This window comes from Saccharopolyspora hattusasensis, assembly GCF_050972075.1.
GTDB classification, from domain to species: Bacteria; Actinomycetota; Actinomycetes; order Mycobacteriales; family Pseudonocardiaceae; genus Saccharopolyspora; species Saccharopolyspora hattusasensis.
Genome location: NZ_JBPCDC010000001.1, coordinates 5,028,619 through 5,044,402, shown reverse-complemented (window position 1 = coordinate 5,044,402; position 15,784 = coordinate 5,028,619). Strand labels below are relative to the sequence as shown.

The window sequence follows — 15,784 nt, the reverse complement described above, 5'->3', positions numbered from 1 at the left end:
CCTCACCGCTGCGCAGCAGGGCGGCTAGCTCTTTCAGCGTCAAGGGATTCACCCCTTCCCCCGTTGACCATCCTTTCAGGTGAAGACCTTGCCACAGTCTTCGATTTCCCACTACGGATTGTCAAGGATAGTCGGCCCCCATGTAGCCCGCACGGAGCATGCATTGGGGACGAAAAGGCCGCGTGCCTAGTGCGGCACGCGGCCTGGTTGCTGCGAGTGCCCGGCGCTCGGCCGGTCAGCTCGCGGCGGCGCGCTCGAAGGCTGCCCTCGGGTTCTGGATCTGACCCATGGACACCACCTCGCGCTTGAACAGGAACGCCAGCGTCCAGTCGATGATGATCCGCAGCTTGCGGTTGAACGTGGGCATCCGGCTCACGTGGTAGGAGCGGTGCATGAACCAAGCGATAAAGCCCTTGGCCTTGAAGCCGTAGACGTCGGCGACGCCCTTGTACAGCCCCATGCCGGCGACCGAGCCAGCGTAGGCGTGGCAGTACTCCTTGGTCGACTTACCGCGCAGCGAGGCCAGCAGGTTCCTGGCCAGCTGGTTGGCCTGCCGCACCGCGTGCTGCGCCGACGGCGCGCAGGTGGCGCCGGGGTTCTCCTCGGTCTTGGACAGGTCCGGGACCGCGGCGCAGTCACCGGCCGCCCACACGCCGGGCAGACCCTCGACCTGCAGGTGCGCGGTTGCCTTGACCCGGCCGCGCTCGTCCAGCGGCAGATCGCTGTTCTTCAGCACCGGGTTGGCCTTCACGCCCGCGTTCCACACCAGCGTGTCGGTGTCGAACTCGGTGCCGTCCGAGAGCACGGCGTGGCCGCCCTCGACGGACTTCAGGAAGGTGTTCAGGTAGACCTTGATGCCGCGCTCTTCGAGGGCCTTGACGACGTAGACGCCCATCTTCTCGCTGACCTCGGGCATCACCCGGCCAGCGGCCTCGACCAGCGCCCAGGACATGTCGTCGGGCTTGACGTTGTCGTAGTAGCGCGTGGCGTAGCGGGCCATGTCCTCCAACTCCGCCAGCGCCTCGACGCCCGCGAAGCCGCCGCCGACGAAGGTGAAGGTCAGCAGCCGGTTGCGCAGTTCGGGGTCGCCGGTGTTGGCCGCGGCGTCCATCTTGCCCAGCACGTGGTTGCGCAGGTAGGTGGCCTCACCAACGGTCTTGAGGGAGATGCCCTCCTCGGCGAGGCCGGGGATCGGCAGCAACCGGGAGACCGAGCCGAGGGCCACGACCAGCACGTCGTAGGCGATGGTCTCCGCACCCGTCTGCGGGTTCTCGACCGTGACGACCTTCTCGTCGTGCTTGATCTCGGTGACAGCGGCGGTGATCACGTTGCACCGCTTCAACACTCGTCGCAGTGGCGCTACCACGTGGCGGGGTTCGACCGAACCCGCGGCCGCTTCCGGAAGGAAGGGCTGGTAGGTCATGTGCGGCTGAGGATCGACGACCGTCACGGAGGCCTCGCGGCGACCCAGCTTCTTCTGCAGCTGAAGTGCCGTGTACATGCCGACGTAACCGCCGCCGAGGATGAGAATCCGCGTGGGATCGGATTTACCAGCCATGCGCTCATGGTCGCACCACTGCCCGCATTCGCGCTGCGCCGACCCCCCTTAATGTGACGCCAGTCGCGGATGGCATCGATCACGATCAACGCGCTGTGCACGGACAAACGCGCTGCGTACGCGCCCGGAATGGGCGGCGGCGGATGACGTCAGAGTGCCATCACCGAGGTGTCATGGAGGCTGGTTTCCGCCACCCTACCGAATCTTGAACCTGAATGCCCACGCCCGCGCGATTTCTTCCGGAAGATCAACGCCGTTGTCGCGCTGGACGACCTGACCATCGAGCAAGCGCCCGGTCAGGAGTCGATAACGCGGCTGTCCGCTGGGTGGCTCGCTCACCACCGCATTCGGCCACGGTTCACCGCACTCCTGCACGACGAGGTCCGCGGACTTCGCGCAGCCCTCCGGTCCGGGCAGCTTTCGGCCTGCGAGGTCGAACGCAGTTCCTCAGCCGCCCGGGCCTGAACGGCGCCATTCGTCACGTAGCGCGGCCCAGCATTGCCCGGCAAAGCAAGGCGCTAGCCGTGCTAGCATTGCTGTCATCGACAGCATTTGGAGGTGTGGGTCATGTCGACTTTGACGATCCGTGGTCTGGATGACGAGACCCACGCGCGCCTCCGAGTCCAGGCGGCACAACACGGACGCTCGATGGAAGCCGAGGTCCGGGCAATCCTGCAAGCCTCGGTAGCCCCACCCCCGCCCGCCCGCGGCCTGGGCAGTCGCATTCACGCCAGGTTCTCGGGACTCGGCGAGCCCGAACTCGAACTCCCCACTCGTGCCGAACCTCCTCGTGCAGCGGACTTCGACTCGTGATCGTTCTCGACACCAACGTCCTTTCGGAACTCATCCGCCACACGCCCGAAGCTGACGTGCTCGCGTGGCTTGATTCGCTCCCCGCGACCGAGGTAGCGACAACAGCGATCACGGCCGCCGAACTGCTGTACGGGGTATCCCGACTTCCTGATGGTCACCGGAAGACGGCGCTGACGGCGGCGGTTCATGCACTGCTCAACGACGACTTCCACGGGCGGGTCGAACCATTCGACGCACTAGCCGCCACCCATTACGCCGTCGTGGTCAGCGAACGCGACAAGCTCGGCCGCCCCATCAGTGCCGCGGACGCTCAGATCGCCGCGATCTGCCGTGCACGTCGGGCAACGCTGGCTACCCGCAACATCAAGGATTTCGAGGAAACGGGAGTCGAGCTCGTGAATCCCTGGCAGGCCCGTTAGGTCGCACAGCGTTCCACGCCGAAGCCAGATCGGTCAGCTATCAGATCCCGCGCCAGCTCCTTCATGCGCTTCAGAACGCGGCGCGGCATCGTCGGGGTCAGCTTGCCGGTGAAGGTGGTCAGCTTTCCGGTGAAGGTGTTCTTAGGAAGGACTTCAGAGGCAGTGATCATGTGTCACGCCGTGGGACTTGGCGCCACATCAGGCTGAAAGCGGCTGAATGCGAGCCAGCGTGTCTGCGAGCGCATCCTTCTCCCGCTCCAGGTCGTAACGCGACTGGAGGTTGAGCCAAAACCGCTCGGACGTCCCGAAAAAGCGCGCCAGCCGCAGTGCGGTGTTAGCCGAGATTCCCCGCTTGCCATGCACGATCTCGTTGATGCGACGAGGCGGGACGCCGATCGCGACGGCGAGCCGATGCTGGGTTACCCCTAGCGGCTCCAGGTACTCCTCAACCAGGACCTCCCCCGGGTGAACCGGCGACATGACGAACTCGTCAGACATCCTCGTTCCCTTCAGTGGTAGTCCACGATCTCAACGTCCTCGGGACCAGCCGACGTCCACTCGAAGCAGATGCCCACTGCTGATTGATCCGAATGCTGTACTGCCCGGCTCGATCTCCATTCAGATTCTCCAGCCGGTTGCCAGGAGGAACACGCAAGTCCTCCACGGTCTCCGCCGCATCAAGGATGGCGAGCTTGCGCAGAGCCGCTCGTTGGACATCCGGGCCGAGCACCCGCGAACGGCGTCGTTGCCATACACGCTCGGCCTCCTTGTCAGCGAAAGATCACAGCATCAGCTTAACGTAGCACGTTAATAACGGCAACCGTTACGCTATTGGCGGTGCCGGACCTCACCGAAGTCCTGCCAGCTCCTTCGCCTGTTCCAACACCTCCCGCAGCATCTCCGGGGTCAGCTTTCCCGTGAAGGTGTTCTGCTGGCTGACGTGGTAGCAGCCGAGGAGGTGGAGGGGGTTCCCGCCGTCCGCCGGCGGGAGCTCTACGTGGGCGTTGTGGCCGAACTTCGGTCGGGGTGTAGGGACTTCCCAGGCCGCGTCCGCCAGGACCGGGAGCAGGGCTTGCCAGCCGAACGCACCCAGCACCACGACCGCGTGCAGCGTCGGGCGCAGCAGGCCGAGTTCGCGGACCAGCCACGGGCGGCAGGTGTCGCGTTCGGTCGGCGTCGGTTTGTTGGCCGGCGGGGCGCAGTGCACCGGCGCCGTGATCCTGGTGTGGCGCAACGTCAAACCGTCGTCGATGTGCCGGGCCGCCGGCTGCGAAGCCAGGCCGACGTCGTAGAGCGCCTGGAACAGCACATCGCCGGAGCGGTCGCCGGTGAAGATCCGGCCCGTCCGGTTCCCGCCGTGCGCCGCCGGGGCAAGTCCGACGATCGCGATCTCCGCGTCGGGCGGGCCGAAGCCGGGCACCGGCCGGCCCCAGTACTCCTCGTCGCGGAACGCCGCGCGCTTGACCCGCGCCACCTCTTCCCGCCACTCGACCAGCCGCGGGCAGGCGGTGCAGTGGGTGACCAGCTCGTCGAGTTCGGCGATCCGGTTCGCGTTCGGGGCTGCGGCGGCGGGGTCGCCGACCGGGTCGGCGATCAGCCTGGAGGGCGTGTCGGGCACCTCCCAAAAATGGCAGAAAACCCGTTCGACGGCACGTAATGTGGGCGGCATGGCAGCCAGCGAGGAGAAATCCGACGAGGTCAAGGAATCGACCACCCCGGCCGAACCGGTCGATGATCTGGTCAGCACCCACCACACGATCACCGCGGACGGCGCGGAACTGGCCTACACCGCGACGACCGGCCGGATCGTGTTGCGCGAAGAGGTCCACACCGACGGCAAGTTCGAGGGCTACAAGCCCAAGGCCGAGGTGTTCCTGACCTCCTACGTGGCCGACGCCGAACCCGGCACCAGACCGGTGACGTTCGCGTTCAACGGCGGCCCGGGCTCCTCCAGCGTGTGGCTGCACCTCGGGCTGCTCGGCCCGCGCCGGGTCGTCTCCGGCGACGCCGGAGATCTCGCGCCGCCGCCGTACGGACTGGTCGACAACCCGGAAACCCTGCTGCGGCACAGCGATCTGGTGTTCATCGACCCGGTGTCCACCGGGTACTCGCGAGCGGTCGAGGGCGGCACGCCGGGCGATTTCCACGGCTACCAGCGGGACATCGAGTCGATCGCCGAGGTCATCCGGCTGTGGACCACCCGCAACGGCCGCTGGATGTCGCCGAAGTACCTCGCCGGCGAGTCCTACGGCACGCTGCGCGCCGCCGCGCTCGCCGAGCACCTGCAGTCGCGGCACGGGCTCTACCCGAACGGCCTGCTGCTGATCTCCTCGGTGCTGGACATGGGCACGATCCGGTTCACCGAAGGTAACGACCTGCCGTACTCGCTGTTCCTGCCGACGTACGCGGCGATCGCGCACTACCACGGCAAGCACGGCGACCGGCCGCTGCGCGAGGTCCTGGACGAGGCGGAGAAGTTCGCCGCCGAGGACTACCCGTGGGCGCTCGCTCGCGGCGCGCGGTTGAGCTCGTCCGAGCGCGAGGACATCGTTCGGCGGGTCGCCGCGTTGTCCGGGCTGTCCGAGGAATATGTCGACCGCGCCAACCTGCGCATCGAGCACATCCGGTTTTTCACCGAACTGCTGCGCGACCAGCGGGCGACGGTCGGCCGGATGGACGGCCGGTTCACCGGCTGGGAGCCGGATGCCGCCGGGGAGCACTTCAGCGACGACCCGAGCATCTCCGGCATCCGCGGCGCCTACGCGGCGGCGATCAACCACTACCTGCGCGAAGACCTCGACTACGCCAGCGATCTGCCGTACGAGACGCTGTCCAGCCGGGTGCAGCCCTGGTCCTACAAGGAGTTCGAGGGCGCGAGCGTGTCCGTCGTGGACAAGCTCGGTGCGGCGTTCCAGGCCAACCAGCACCTGCGGATCCACGTCGGCTGCGGCTACACCGACGGCGCGACCCCGTACTTCGCGGCCGAGCACGTGCTGGCGCAGCTGCCGATTCCGGAGCGGCTGCGGGAGAACGTCGACGTCCGCTACTACCCCGCGGGCCACATGATGTACGTCCACGAGGAGTCCCGGATCCAGCAGTCCGCCGACCTGGCGGAGTTCGTGGCACAACGCGTGTAGCGGATTTCCCGAACAGCGGCCCTCGCGCACATCTGATCAGCTGGTCAGCTGGTCAGATCCCGGATCGCCAGAACTTACTCGCGAACCGAGTAATCACCGCGGAAACCATCCGGGACCTGCGATTCGGGCCGCTGGCCTACCACTGGCTGGTCACCGGCGAGCCGCTGGACCGGGCCACCGCCGAGACGCTGATCGCGGCCGCCCGCAGGGCCGTCTCGCCCTGAACCCGCGACGCCGCAGTGGGCTGGAACCACCAGCAGGCCCCGCTCCTGGCGAACGGGAGCGGGGCCAGCTGACGCGGAAATCAGTGCTTGCCGACCACCTGGGCCTGGGCGTTGTCCTCCCAGTCCCCGGCCTGGGTCTGGTTGGCGTTGTTGGTCTGGTTCGAGCCGGTGTTGGCGATCTGCTCCTTGCCGCCGATCTGGACGACCGTCGAGGGCGAAACGTTCGTGTTCGTCGGCTTGCTCACCTGGATCTCGTTCTGGTTCTGCACCTGCGTCGGGGACCCGTCGTCCTTGACCAGCTGCGCCTGGGCGTTGCCGTCCCAGTCGCCGTCCTGGTCCTGGTCGGCGTTGTTGGTCTGAGTCGAGCCGGTGTTCGCGACCTGCTTGTGACCGCCGATCTGGACCACGGTCGAGGGCGAAACGTTCGTGTTCGTCGGCTTGCTCACCTGGACTTCGTCCTGGTTCTGCACCTGCGTCGGGGAGCCATCGTGGTGGCCGTCGGCCATCGCCACGGCCGTCGCTCCGAGCAGCATCGGGAGGCTCACAGCGGCAACCGTCAGCACGCGCTTCGCAGTACGCATCAAAGCACTTCCTTCCAAGAGAACCGGGACTTGCGGCGCCGAGTTCCGCGCCGACCAATTCGGACGAGGCGAACCGGTTCCAACACTTCTCCGTCAGCCTCGCACGGAATACCGTATCGCCATCGGAACAAAGGTCGGCAACTCGGAACAACAGGGCTCACCTCATGCGGTGACACCGCATTCGAAAATTGCAACCACGGATCGGTGAACGACGCGAGGATCGACATTTTCCCAGCTCAACACGATCCAAGAGGCTTTTCGAGGCACACTCCACACTTTTTCGCGACGCGCGGCGAGCCAGATTCGATCAATTACACAAGATCAATTGAATTCGCGCGTCAAAAACAAATCTGGAGACCAACCCGGAACATCACCCGAAAAATACGAAAACAATTCCATCCGAGGCGACACCGCGTGGATTCACCGACCGCGGCGGCGGCGAATCCAGCCCGCCCAACCACCCGTTCAGATTCATCCCAATTGTCCGAAACCCGGGCACAACCTCCGCTCCGTCCGATGCATTTGATTGTTCTACATGTAGCATGTCTGCTACATGTAGACCTATCCTTGCTATGGAAGGCAACGGGGTTATGACAGTCGCGAACGAATCGGCGGCACCACTGCCGCCGGTGCGGTTACCCGACGATGACGCCGCGCTCGACGTCCGCGACCTGCGGATGCGGTACGGCACGACCGACGTCCTCAAGGGCGTCGACTTCACCACGCGCCGGGGCGAGGTGGTGGCGCTGCTGGGGCCGAACGGGGCGGGCAAGACCACGACGATCGAGGTCCTGGAAGGCTTCCGGATGCGCTCCGGCGGTGATGTCCAAGTCCTCGGCACCGACCCGGCGCGCGGCGACGAAAACTGGCGGGCCCGGCTCGGCGTCGTGCTGCAGTCATGGCGCGACCACAGCAAGTGGCGCATCCGGGAGCTCCTGACACACCTGGGGACCTACTACTCGCCGTACTCCACGGCGCAGATCACCCGGCCCTGGGACGTCGACGAACTCATCGCGGCGGTCGGCCTGACCGAGCACGCGAACAAGCGGGCCGGGCAGCTCTCCGGCGGTCAGCGCCGCCGGCTCGACGTCGCGATCGGCATCGTCGGCCGCCCGGAACTGCTGTTCCTGGACGAGCCCACGGTCGGCTTCGACCCGCAGGCCCGCCGGGAGTTTCACGACCTCGTGCACCGGCTCGCCGACGACAACACCGGCATCCTGCTGACCACGCACGACCTGGACGAGGCGGAGAAGCTGGCCGACCGCATCCTGATCCTGGCCGGCGGCCGGATCGTCGCCGACGGCTCCGCCGACGAGCTGTCCCGGCAGGTGGCCGCCGAGTCGGAGGTCAAGTGGACCCGCGACGGCCAGCGCTACGTGCACGCGGCCGCCGACGCCACCCAGTTCGTCCGGGACCTGTTCGCGCAGCACGGCGACGAAATCACCGAACTGGAGGTGCGCCGGGCCACCCTGGAGGACACCTACATGGCGATGGTGCGCGCGCACGAATCCGGGCACGGCGACGACGCCGCGCTGCCCTTCAACGCCGAGGAGGTCAACCGGTGAAGGCCAACGCCGCACGCGCCGGCCTGCAGCGCGGTTGGATCGAGTTCCGCCAGACCCTGACCACCCCGCAGGACCTGTGGGGCTACCTGTTCCCCACCGTGATCCTGCTGGTCGTGATGTCGTTCCAGCGCGGGTCCACAGTGGCCGGTTTCTCGCTGGGCGCGATGACGCTGCCCGGCGCGCTCGGCATGGGCATCGGGTTCTCCGGGCTGATCACCATCGCGCAACAGCTGACGGTCGAGCGCGAGGACGGCACCCTGCTGCGCGCCAAGGCCACCCCGGACGGGATGTTCGGCTACCTGATCGGCAAGATCACGCTGATCGGGTGCATGTCGCTGGTCAGCCTGGTGATCCTGCTGGTGCCCGGCCTGGTGCTGTTCGACGGCCTGGCCACCGGTGTTGACACCTGGCTGACGCTGGTTTGGGTGCTGGTGCTGGGGCTCGTCGCGACGATGCCGATCGGCGCGATCATCGGCTCGCTGTTCGCCAACCCGCGGAGTCTGGGCCTGATCATGCTGCCGATGATGGGGCTGATCGCGATCTCCGGGATCTTCTACCCGATCACCGGGTACCCGGAGTGGTTGCAGTGGATCGCGCAGGTCTTCCCGATGTACTGGCTCGGGCTCGGCATGCGGTCGGCGCTGCTGCCGGACGGGATGGCGGCGGCCGAGATCGGCGAGTCCTGGCGGCACCTGGAGACTGTCGGGGTGCTCGGACTGTGGGCCGTAGTCGGCCTGGTGGTGGCCCCGGTGGTGCTGCGCCGGATGGCGCGGCGCGAGTCGGGGTCGAGCGTGGCCGCGCGGCGCGAGAAGGCCATGCAGCGCGTGCGGTGACGCCGGCGGAGGGGACCATGAGCGAGACGATCTACAACCGCATCGCGATGCTGCGGGCCGAACGCGGGATCTCCCGCCGGCAGCTCTCCGAGGCGCTCGGCGTGCACTACCAGACGATCGGCTACCTGGAGCGCGGCGAGTACAGCCCAAGCCTGCACCTGGCGCTGCGCATAGCGGAGCACTTCGAGGTCCCGGTCGAGGTGGTGTTCTCCATCCACCCGTTCCCCCGCATCGGCAGCGGCGAACGCTCCGCCTGACCGATCCGACGAGGCCCGAAGGGCGCCTTTTGCCGACTTGCCCGGCAAAGGTGCCCTTCGTCTTGAAAGAACCGCCGCCGCCGTGGGGCAGCCGATCCAGCCGTCTGTCCAAAATGGATAAAGAAGTGCCGTTCGAGGACGGGTCGGCCGGGCTCGCGAAGAGCACCGTAGCGCCCAGTAACGCCATCGCGACCGAGCGCGTTTGCGCCGACATCGTTGGTTTGCCCGATTCTTCGGTTTCTCCTCTAGTAGATGGGCGCTGCGCTGCTTAAGATTCGATCTCGGCACTGTACCGTTACGCGAATCGGAGGGACGTGACTCCACCTACCACTGAAGTGGCGGGTTTCCCCCGGTGCTGGCTATGCAGTATCGGAGAGGACCGGCCCGGCCCTGGAAAGGATGTTGACCGAGCCGACGACGTCCGCGTTCGCTGTGTGACCACAGCGTTAGCACCCGAAGTCGGCTTGGCTGACGCGGTTCTCCTTGGCGACGTGCCCGCATTCGGGGCAGGTGCGGGAGGTGTTGCGGGCGTCCACTCCGATCACGCGGCGACCAGCGCTTTCAGCCTTGTTCGCCAGGATACGAAGGAACTGCCCCCAACCCGTATCGAAGATGCTTTTGTTCAACCCGGCTTTGGCAGCAGAGCCATTCGGCAGGAACGCGCCCGGCTGGTCGGGGTCGGGTTGAGGTTTGGGTGCGCGGGTCATGCCCGCGATGTTGAGGTCTTCCACCGCTATCACGTCGTGCGCACGCACCAGCACGAGCGCTGTCTTGTGGTGGTGATCCAACCGCTGACGCCGGGTCTTTCCGTGCAGCCGAGCGACCTTGTGGGCGGCTGCACGGTGCTTCTTGCTACGGTTCGCGGCACGAACACGTTTGGGGAAGTGGTCCAGTTCGCGTTGCGCTTCGGCAAGTTCATCAGCAGCTTCGCGTGCGTAACGAGGGTTCGGGAAGTGTTCCCCGTCGCTGGTGGTGGCGAAGTGCGCCACCCCCATGTCGATGCCAACCATGCGGCCGGTGGCGGGCAGCGGTTGCGCTGGTACGTCGTCGCAGGACAGCACGACGAACCACCGGTCGCCCACACGTTTGACGCTGATCGTTTTCACGCGGCCCTGAACTGGGCGGTGCTGGTGTACCCGGATATGCCCGATTCCTTGCAGGCGGACACGGGTTTGGGTGTCATGCGGCGTGGAGTTCCACCGGCACCCGTCACCGTCCTTGGGGAACTCAACACTGTCGAATCGGCCAGCACCTTTGAACCGGGGATACCCGGGTTCTTGGCCTGCTTTGACGCGACGGAAGAACGCGGCGAACGCTTTATCCGGGCGCCGCAGGGTGGCCTGCTGCGACGAGAACGACCAGCGCCCCTGACGTTCGGGGTCGAACGCGCGGATCGCTTTGAGTTGGCTGGACTGGTCGCCGTAGCGGATTCGGGTCTGCGAGGTATGTCGGTAGGCGTCTCGGCGTTCCTGCAACGCGGCGTTGTAGAGCGCACGATGATCGGCCAGCATTTCCCGCAACGCTTGTTGTTGCTTGCTGGTCGGCCGGAGCAAGAACTTGTAGGCGCGTCTCACATGCGCTCCCACTGGGTGTCGATGTACCGACGTACCGTATCGGCGCTCACCGCACCCACCGACGCCGCGAAATACGACGACGACCACAACGTGGGCAGACGCGACCGCAAATGCGGGAACTCTTCCCGCAGCACACGGGATGTGAAGCCTTTGAACTGGTTCGCTACATACGACGCCGACGACTTCGGGTCGTGCCTGACGAACAGGTGCACGTGGTCCGGCATCACTTCCAGTGCCACGATCTCCCACCCCCGTTCCTCAGCCTTCACGCGGATCAGTTCTTCCAGTCGTGCCGCGACCCGACCACCAAGGACCGGACGGCGGTACTTCGGGCACCACACCACGTGCAGCCCAAGGTCGTACACACCACCGGAAAACCGCCGAACCTTCCTGGCCACAGACACACCAAAAGTATACAAACGACACACGTATAACGAGAGGAGGCTGGCGAATAGGACCCGAAACCTGCGAAACGTAGCGGCGATTCACCCCGCAGCTAAAGCAGCGGGTCCCCTCGCCGAATACTGATGGAGGGGAACATCCTCGATCCGGACAGCGCTCACGAGCGTTTGGCCGCTTGGAAGGACCGGATCGACAAGCTGGCCGCCGACACCCAAGCGATGAGCGAGCGGCTGCAGGAAGTGCGGGTCACCGCGAGCGATCCGAACGGGCTGACCGAGGTCACGATCGACTCGACCGGCGCGTTGGTGGACCTGCGGCTGACCGAGCGTATACAGCGGACGAGCCCGGAGGCTGTCGCTCGCACGATCATGGCGACTCTCGGCGAGGCCAAGAACAAGCTCGCCGACCGCTCGCAGGAGATCATCGCGGACACGGTGGGCACCCAATCCCCGGCGGCGCGGGCGATCGCGGACAGCGTCGGGCAGCACCTGCGGAGCGGTCCGGCTCCGGAAAGCGCCGCCGCTCCCGGCGTTGACGACCAGGACTACGAGACGCACTCCTACCTCGACGAGCGGCGGTGGTGACATGGGCGACGGATTCAGCGTCGACGCCGAGCAGTTGCGCGCCCACGCGAGCAAGGTGTCGGAGGTCCAGGCGCGGTTCGGCGCGGTGAAATCCGCCAGCTCGCACATCACGCAGGACGACCAGGCGTACGGGCCGCTGTGCGGGTGGATTTCGGGCTTGCTGGAGGAACGGCACGCCGACCAGGACGAGCTGATCGCGTACGTGGCGGAAAACCTCGAGCTCGCCGCGGCGGCGCTGCGCGACACCGCCAACTACTACGAATCCCTCGACAGCGACCACGCCGAGCTGATCCGCTCCGCAGGCGAGGGCATGCCATGACCGACAAGTCACTGGTCGCCCCCGTCGAGTCGTCCCGCGAGGCGTGGACCGGCGCCGGGCTGGCCGAAAGCATCGAGGGCCTGGTCGATGCGATCAAGAGCGAGGGCTGGGTCGACGACCTGCTGGCCGGCACGGGCCTGGCGATCGAGGTCGCGGCGAGCGCGATGGACCCGTTCAGCGCACTGCTGTCCAACGGCCTGGGCTGGGCCATGGAGTACTTCGAGCCGCTGCGCGAGATGCTGGACGAGCTGACCGGCAAGCCGGACGTGGTCATGTCGCACGCCTCGACGTGGAACAACATGGCCCAGGAACTCGGCTCCATGGCCGAGGACCTGCGCGCGAGCGTCGAGGCGGACGTGTCCGGCTGGCACGGCGGGGCCGCGGACGCCTACCGCCGCCTGATGGGCAACAACGTGGAGGCCGTCGGGGGGCTGGCCGCGATCTCCGCGGCGATGGCGGAAGCCACCCAGGGCGCGGGCGGTTTGGTGGAGCAGACCCGCGAAATCGTTCGCGACCTGATCGCAGACCTGGTGGCCAGGGTGATCGTGTGGGCGGTCGAGGCGATCTTCGTGGTCACCATCCCGGTGGTCGCCGCGCAGATCGCCGCCGCGGTGGTCAAGTGGGCCGCGCGCATCTTCACCTACACCACGGCTCTGATCACCAGCCTGACCAACCTCAACAAGCTCCTCAACGATTAGGCGGGCGCGATGCGATTCCTCACGTTCCTCGCCCTCGCCGTTTGGTTCGGGCTGCACAGCACCAAGACCCCGGACGGCCCCGGCGGAACCCACAGCGGCAAGAAGAACCAGCCGACGAAGGTCGGCAACGTCGACGCCGGCAAGGGCGCCAAGAGCGCCATCAGGGCCACCAAGGAATACGCCGACAAGGGCCGGGCCGATCAGGGCGACCAATCCACCAACCCGACGGATCCCTCCGATCCCACGAAGACCGATCCCAAGGCCCAGCAGAAGCAGGCCCTCATCGAGGAGGCCCAGGCGCAGGGGATCAAGATCAGCGCGGACCGGGTCGTGGAGATCGGCAAGGACCCCAACGGGAAGATCGTCTTCCTCGAAGAGGGCAAGGGCGGCAAGCGCGGGGCCGGACTGGAGCACATCTACGAAGAGCACGGGAGCCAGTTCGAGCAAGCCGGGATCCCGAAGGAAGAAGTGCCGGATTTCGTTCACAAAGCGGCCACGGAAGGCGAGTACACCGGGTATACCCAGGGAAAGGAACCCGGCCGCCCGATTTACGAGGTCGAGCACAACGGCCAGAAGCAGTACGTCGCGGTGAGCGTCGGCAGCAATGGATTCATCGTCGGTGCCAACATGAGAGGCGCCGATGATCCGTTCAAGGGCGCCCAGAAAGATCCCAAATCAGAGACCGATCCGAAACACCGGGGATATTAGCGATGGACCAAGCGGAAACCCTGCTCTCGGTGCGTATCTCGGCGGAATGGCGAACGGGGCCGCTCTGGGTCACCACCAGCGCGGATCGCTTCGAGGACAACGCCGAACCCGAAGACCTGGCGGAGAAGTTCGGCGTTTCCGTGGAACTGGTCGCCGAACTGAACGAGTGGGATGACGAATTCCAGCAGATCTGGGATCCGGCCGACCCCGCTTCAGCGGAATTCCCTAGCGAAGAAGCGGAAGTTCGCTGGGAAGAGCGCGGCAGGCGACTGGCGGAAAAACTGGCCACCGAACTCGGGCCGACCGTCCGGGTAAGCTATTACAAGGAAATCATCCAGGCCGGCGCGACGGACAGAGAACGGGAAGATGACTGAATCAGGCGCGGATTTGATCAGGAACCGCCACGGCGCGGACTTCGCGCGGTGCGGCGTCAGCGGAGACCTGATCAACAAGCTGGTGATGCACGTCGCGACCAGCGGAACCGAGGCGACCCGGGTCGTCGGCCACAACCGTCCGACCTACGTCGTCGAATTCGGCGGCAAGCGGATTCCCGTCGCGCTCAGCATCGCCGCCAGCGGTTATGTGATCTCCGCACATCCCGAGCCGCTGGCCCGCGTGGACGGTTCGCAGTGGCCTCCGGCGGGAAGCCGTCCGACCAGCGTCCGGCTCGGCGCCGAATGGGGGGCCGGGCCGTTCTGGGTCCGCTACGGGCCCGGCATCGGCCCCGGGGAAGCGGTTGCCGCGAACTACCTGCCGGACGAGATCCGGGACGTGCTCGACCTCCCGGCCGACCTGCTGCTGGACATCGCCCGTTGGGACCACGACTACCAGGGCATCCTCGACCAGAACTACCCGCCCGACTCGGCGTTCCCTTCCGAGGAGGCCGCGCTGAACTTCCGGCGCACCGGGCTCACCCTGGCCAAGCGCCTCGCCGCCGCGCTGCCGCCGGGGCTCGTCGTCGAGTACGCGGAGAACTTCAGCGACCGCATCCTCACCATGTGAGCACGTGTGACGGGCACCGCTGAGCGAGCAACTGGTCGGCAGATCGGGCGCGTCACCTCCAGAGGGCGTCGCGGCGATTTCGCGCGAAATCGTCACTTTCCACGCGTGCCGAGGGGCGATTTCGCGCGAAATCGCCCCTCCTGGGCGCGCCCGGTCCGCGCACCTCCAAGCCGCCCGAGGGCGCCCTTCGCCTCGGAAGATCAGTTCAGAACTGTTTGGCGAGCCAGGTTTCGAAGGTCATCAGTCCCGGGTGGACTCGGCGCAGGGCCGGGATGTCCACCGACAGGTCCAGTTCGTTGATCGCGGAGTAGGCGCGGTAGAGGACGGGATTCTGCTCGCGCAGGGGCTCCAGCGGCAGTTCGACGTGGCGGAGTTCCCGGCCGGTCGCCCGGGACAGCGCGGCGGCGATCTCCGGCGGCGTCAACGAATCCCCGGCGATCTCCACCGCCCGACCGACGTACTCGTCGGGGTTCTCGAAGGCCAGCGCGGCGAACGTGCCGATGTCCTCCAACGCGATCAGCGGCTGCGACACGTCGGCTCTGACCGCGCTCACCAGCTCGCCGTCCGTGGCGGCCTGCCCCGGCATCATCGCGAGGTAGTTCTCCATGAACGACACCGGTCGCAGCATCGTGGCAGGTACGCCCAGCCCGCGGATGTGCTCCTCGATCGCCCACTTGTTGTCCAGGGGCGGGGACCCGATCCGCTGCTCCGCGTTGGTCGCCGAGGCGTAGACGAGGTGACGCACCCCGGCGGCCTTCGCCGCGTCTGCGACGTTCTTGCCCCACCCGATCTCCTTCTCGTTCGTCAGGTCGGGCGTCAGCTCGGGCGTGATGAAGGTCGGCTGGACGCTGAAAGCGCCATACACGCCCCGCATCGCGTCCTCCAGCGCCGCCCCGTCGCCCATGTCTCCCTCGACCAGTTCCGCACCGGCGTCGGCGAGCCGCCGCGCGGCGGCGCTGGACGCGCTGCGGGTGAATGCCCGAACCCGCCAGCCCCGCTTGAGCAGCTGTGCGGCGGTGGAGCCGCCCTGCTGCCCGGTGGCTCCGACGACCAGTACGACCTTGTCTGCTGTGGACACTTCTGCCTCCGCATCAACGGGCACAACCGGAA

21 protein-coding genes are annotated in these 15,784 nt (G+C 66.6%); 12 read left to right on the top strand and 9 right to left on the bottom strand.

All coding sequences use genetic code 11. The features are described 5' to 3' along the window. Positions 1–235: 235 nt before the first annotated feature. Positions 236–1,558, bottom strand: a complete 1,323-nt coding sequence (locus ACRXBZ_RS24020; RefSeq protein WP_168586563.1) for an NAD(P)/FAD-dependent oxidoreductase — start codon at positions 1,556–1,558, stop codon at positions 236–238. A gap of 567 nt (positions 1,559–2,125) precedes the next feature. Between ACRXBZ_RS24020 and ACRXBZ_RS24015 the strand changes: the two genes are divergently transcribed. Further along, positions 2,126–2,371, top strand: coding sequence for a FitA-like ribbon-helix-helix domain-containing protein (locus ACRXBZ_RS24015; RefSeq protein ID WP_433881013.1), 246 nt, complete (start codon positions 2,126–2,128; stop codon positions 2,369–2,371). Further along, positions 2,368–2,790, top strand: a complete 423-nt coding sequence (locus ACRXBZ_RS24010) for a type II toxin-antitoxin system VapC family toxin (RefSeq protein ID WP_433881012.1) — start codon at positions 2,368–2,370, stop codon at positions 2,788–2,790. Before ACRXBZ_RS24015 ends, ACRXBZ_RS24010 begins: the two co-directional genes overlap by 4 nt. Here ACRXBZ_RS24010 and ACRXBZ_RS24005 read toward each other — a convergent pair. The 4 genes from ACRXBZ_RS24005 to ACRXBZ_RS23990 all read right to left on the bottom strand — a co-directional run bounded on the left by ACRXBZ_RS24005 (position 2,787) and on the right by ACRXBZ_RS23990 (position 4,333). Beyond that, complete coding sequence (locus tag ACRXBZ_RS24005; RefSeq protein WP_433881011.1) at positions 2,787–2,960, bottom strand: hypothetical protein; 174 nt, start codon at positions 2,958–2,960, stop codon at positions 2,787–2,789. The two genes, ACRXBZ_RS24010 and ACRXBZ_RS24005, sit on opposite strands and share 4 nt — an antisense overlap. 28 nt (positions 2,961–2,988) lie before the next feature. After that, positions 2,989–3,288: a HigA family addiction module antitoxin gene (locus ACRXBZ_RS24000; RefSeq protein WP_433881010.1), complete on the bottom strand. Its 300-nt coding sequence runs from the start codon at positions 3,286–3,288 to the stop codon at positions 2,989–2,991. Continuing rightward, positions 3,281–3,520 carry a type II toxin-antitoxin system RelE/ParE family toxin gene (locus ACRXBZ_RS23995; protein ID WP_433881009.1) on the bottom strand — a complete coding sequence of 80 codons (240 nt, stop codon included), beginning with the start codon at positions 3,518–3,520 and terminating at the stop codon, positions 3,281–3,283. Before ACRXBZ_RS23995 ends, ACRXBZ_RS24000 begins: the two co-directional genes overlap by 8 nt. A 117-nt stretch (positions 3,521–3,637) precedes the next feature. Then, positions 3,638–4,333, bottom strand: a complete 696-nt coding sequence (locus ACRXBZ_RS23990) for a uracil-DNA glycosylase (protein ID WP_433883952.1) — start codon at positions 4,331–4,333, stop codon at positions 3,638–3,640. Positions 4,334–4,457: 124 nt separating this feature from the next. Between ACRXBZ_RS23990 and ACRXBZ_RS23985 the strand changes: the two genes are divergently transcribed. After that, positions 4,458–5,927 (top strand): S10 family peptidase, encoded by a 1,470-nt coding sequence (locus tag ACRXBZ_RS23985; protein ID WP_433881008.1) that lies wholly within the window; start codon positions 4,458–4,460, stop codon positions 5,925–5,927. 304 nt (positions 5,928–6,231) lie between these two features. On the opposite strand, the gene ACRXBZ_RS23980 is transcribed toward ACRXBZ_RS23985, so the two are convergent. Beyond that, entirely contained in the window at positions 6,232–6,732 is a 501-nt protein-coding gene (locus ACRXBZ_RS23980; protein ID WP_433881007.1) for a hypothetical protein, read from the bottom strand. Positions 6,733–7,409: 677 nt separating this feature from the next. Here ACRXBZ_RS23980 and ACRXBZ_RS23975 point away from each other — a divergent pair. The 3 genes from ACRXBZ_RS23975 to ACRXBZ_RS23965 are packed head-to-tail and all read left to right on the top strand — an operon-like array spanning position 7,410 to position 9,387. Beyond that, the gene (locus ACRXBZ_RS23975; RefSeq protein WP_433883951.1) at positions 7,410–8,297 is read left to right on the top strand and encodes an ABC transporter ATP-binding protein; all 888 of its coding nucleotides are present in this window, start codon (positions 7,410–7,412) and stop codon (positions 8,295–8,297) included. Beyond that, entirely contained in the window at positions 8,294–9,130 is an 837-nt protein-coding gene (locus ACRXBZ_RS23970) for an ABC transporter permease (protein WP_168586545.1), read from the top strand. The genes ACRXBZ_RS23975 and ACRXBZ_RS23970 overlap by 4 nt, the downstream gene beginning before the upstream one ends. A gap of 17 nt (positions 9,131–9,147) precedes the next feature. Next, positions 9,148–9,387 carry a helix-turn-helix transcriptional regulator gene (locus ACRXBZ_RS23965; RefSeq protein ID WP_168586544.1) on the top strand — a complete coding sequence of 80 codons (240 nt, stop codon included), beginning with the start codon at positions 9,148–9,150 and terminating at the stop codon, positions 9,385–9,387. A 446-nt stretch (positions 9,388–9,833) separates the two neighbouring features. On the opposite strand, the gene ACRXBZ_RS23960 is transcribed toward ACRXBZ_RS23965, so the two are convergent. Together ACRXBZ_RS23960 and tnpA are read right to left on the bottom strand one after the other, a co-directional pair. Then, positions 9,834–10,961 (bottom strand): RNA-guided endonuclease InsQ/TnpB family protein, encoded by a 1,128-nt coding sequence (locus ACRXBZ_RS23960; protein ID WP_433881006.1) that lies wholly within the window; start codon positions 10,959–10,961, stop codon positions 9,834–9,836. Then, positions 10,958–11,359 (bottom strand): IS200/IS605 family transposase, encoded by a 402-nt coding sequence (tnpA, locus tag ACRXBZ_RS23955; RefSeq protein WP_433881005.1) that lies wholly within the window; start codon positions 11,357–11,359, stop codon positions 10,958–10,960. The genes ACRXBZ_RS23960 and tnpA overlap by 4 nt, the downstream gene beginning before the upstream one ends. A gap of 129 nt (positions 11,360–11,488) precedes the next feature. On the opposite strand from tnpA, the gene ACRXBZ_RS23950 reads away from it, so the two are divergent. Genes ACRXBZ_RS23950 through ACRXBZ_RS23925 form a run of 6 tightly spaced genes read left to right on the top strand, consistent with a single transcriptional unit; the run spans position 11,489 to position 14,674 of the window. Then, on the top strand, positions 11,489–11,947 hold the full coding sequence (locus ACRXBZ_RS23950) for a YbaB/EbfC family nucleoid-associated protein (RefSeq protein ID WP_433881004.1): 459 nt from the start codon (positions 11,489–11,491) through the stop codon (positions 11,945–11,947). 1 nt (position 11,948) lies between these two features. After that, a complete protein-coding gene (locus ACRXBZ_RS23945) occupies positions 11,949–12,266 on the top strand; it encodes a type VII secretion target (RefSeq protein ID WP_433881003.1) in 318 nt (105 codons plus the stop codon). Then, on the top strand, positions 12,263–12,964 hold the full coding sequence (locus ACRXBZ_RS23940) for a WXG100 family type VII secretion target (RefSeq protein ID WP_433881002.1): 702 nt from the start codon (positions 12,263–12,265) through the stop codon (positions 12,962–12,964). Before ACRXBZ_RS23945 ends, ACRXBZ_RS23940 begins: the two co-directional genes overlap by 4 nt. A gap of 9 nt (positions 12,965–12,973) precedes the next feature. After that, entirely contained in the window at positions 12,974–13,672 is a 699-nt protein-coding gene (locus ACRXBZ_RS23935; RefSeq protein ID WP_433881001.1) for a hypothetical protein, read from the top strand. 2 nt (positions 13,673–13,674) lie between these two features. Next, positions 13,675–14,046 carry an immunity protein CdiI family protein gene (locus tag ACRXBZ_RS23930; RefSeq protein WP_433881000.1) on the top strand — a complete coding sequence of 124 codons (372 nt, stop codon included), beginning with the start codon at positions 13,675–13,677 and terminating at the stop codon, positions 14,044–14,046. Continuing rightward, positions 14,039–14,674 carry an immunity protein CdiI family protein gene (locus ACRXBZ_RS23925; RefSeq protein WP_433880999.1) on the top strand — a complete coding sequence of 212 codons (636 nt, stop codon included), beginning with the start codon at positions 14,039–14,041 and terminating at the stop codon, positions 14,672–14,674. Before ACRXBZ_RS23930 ends, ACRXBZ_RS23925 begins: the two co-directional genes overlap by 8 nt. Positions 14,675–14,879: 205 nt before the next feature. Here ACRXBZ_RS23925 and ACRXBZ_RS23920 read toward each other — a convergent pair whose 3' ends face one another. Next, a complete protein-coding gene (locus ACRXBZ_RS23920; RefSeq protein WP_433880998.1) occupies positions 14,880–15,752 on the bottom strand; it encodes an NmrA/HSCARG family protein in 873 nt (290 codons plus the stop codon). Between the last annotated feature and the right edge of the window lie 32 nt (positions 15,753–15,784).

What these genes read in the sequence shown, in the direction of transcription:
- ACRXBZ_RS24020 (WP_168586563.1), bottom strand. Translation starts at nt 1,558, where the DNA reads ATGGCTGGTAAATCCGATCCCACGCGGATTCTCATCCTCGGCGGCGGT.
- ACRXBZ_RS24015 (WP_433881013.1), top strand. Translation starts at nt 2,126, where the DNA reads ATGTCGACTTTGACGATCCGTGGTCTGGATGACGAGACCCACGCGCGC.
- ACRXBZ_RS24005 (WP_433881011.1), bottom strand. Translation starts at nt 2,960, where the DNA reads ATGATCACTGCCTCTGAAGTCCTTCCTAAGAACACCTTCACCGGAAAG.
- ACRXBZ_RS24000 (WP_433881010.1), bottom strand. Translation starts at nt 3,288, where the DNA reads ATGTCTGACGAGTTCGTCATGTCGCCGGTTCACCCGGGGGAGGTCCTG.
- ACRXBZ_RS23985 (WP_433881008.1), top strand. Translation starts at nt 4,458, where the DNA reads ATGGCAGCCAGCGAGGAGAAATCCGACGAGGTCAAGGAATCGACCACC.
- ACRXBZ_RS23980 (WP_433881007.1), bottom strand. Translation starts at nt 6,732, where the DNA reads ATGCGTACTGCGAAGCGCGTGCTGACGGTTGCCGCTGTGAGCCTCCCG.
- ACRXBZ_RS23975 (WP_433883951.1), top strand. Translation starts at nt 7,410, where the DNA reads ATGCGGTACGGCACGACCGACGTCCTCAAGGGCGTCGACTTCACCACG.
- ACRXBZ_RS23965 (WP_168586544.1), top strand. Translation starts at nt 9,148, where the DNA reads ATGAGCGAGACGATCTACAACCGCATCGCGATGCTGCGGGCCGAACGC.
- ACRXBZ_RS23950 (WP_433881004.1), top strand. Translation starts at nt 11,489, where the DNA reads ATGGAGGGGAACATCCTCGATCCGGACAGCGCTCACGAGCGTTTGGCC.
- ACRXBZ_RS23945 (WP_433881003.1), top strand. Translation starts at nt 11,949, where the DNA reads ATGGGCGACGGATTCAGCGTCGACGCCGAGCAGTTGCGCGCCCACGCG.
- ACRXBZ_RS23940 (WP_433881002.1), top strand. Translation starts at nt 12,263, where the DNA reads ATGACCGACAAGTCACTGGTCGCCCCCGTCGAGTCGTCCCGCGAGGCG.
- ACRXBZ_RS23935 (WP_433881001.1), top strand. Translation starts at nt 12,974, where the DNA reads ATGCGATTCCTCACGTTCCTCGCCCTCGCCGTTTGGTTCGGGCTGCAC.
- ACRXBZ_RS23930 (WP_433881000.1), top strand. Translation starts at nt 13,675, where the DNA reads ATGGACCAAGCGGAAACCCTGCTCTCGGTGCGTATCTCGGCGGAATGG.
- ACRXBZ_RS23925 (WP_433880999.1), top strand. Translation starts at nt 14,039, where the DNA reads ATGACTGAATCAGGCGCGGATTTGATCAGGAACCGCCACGGCGCGGAC.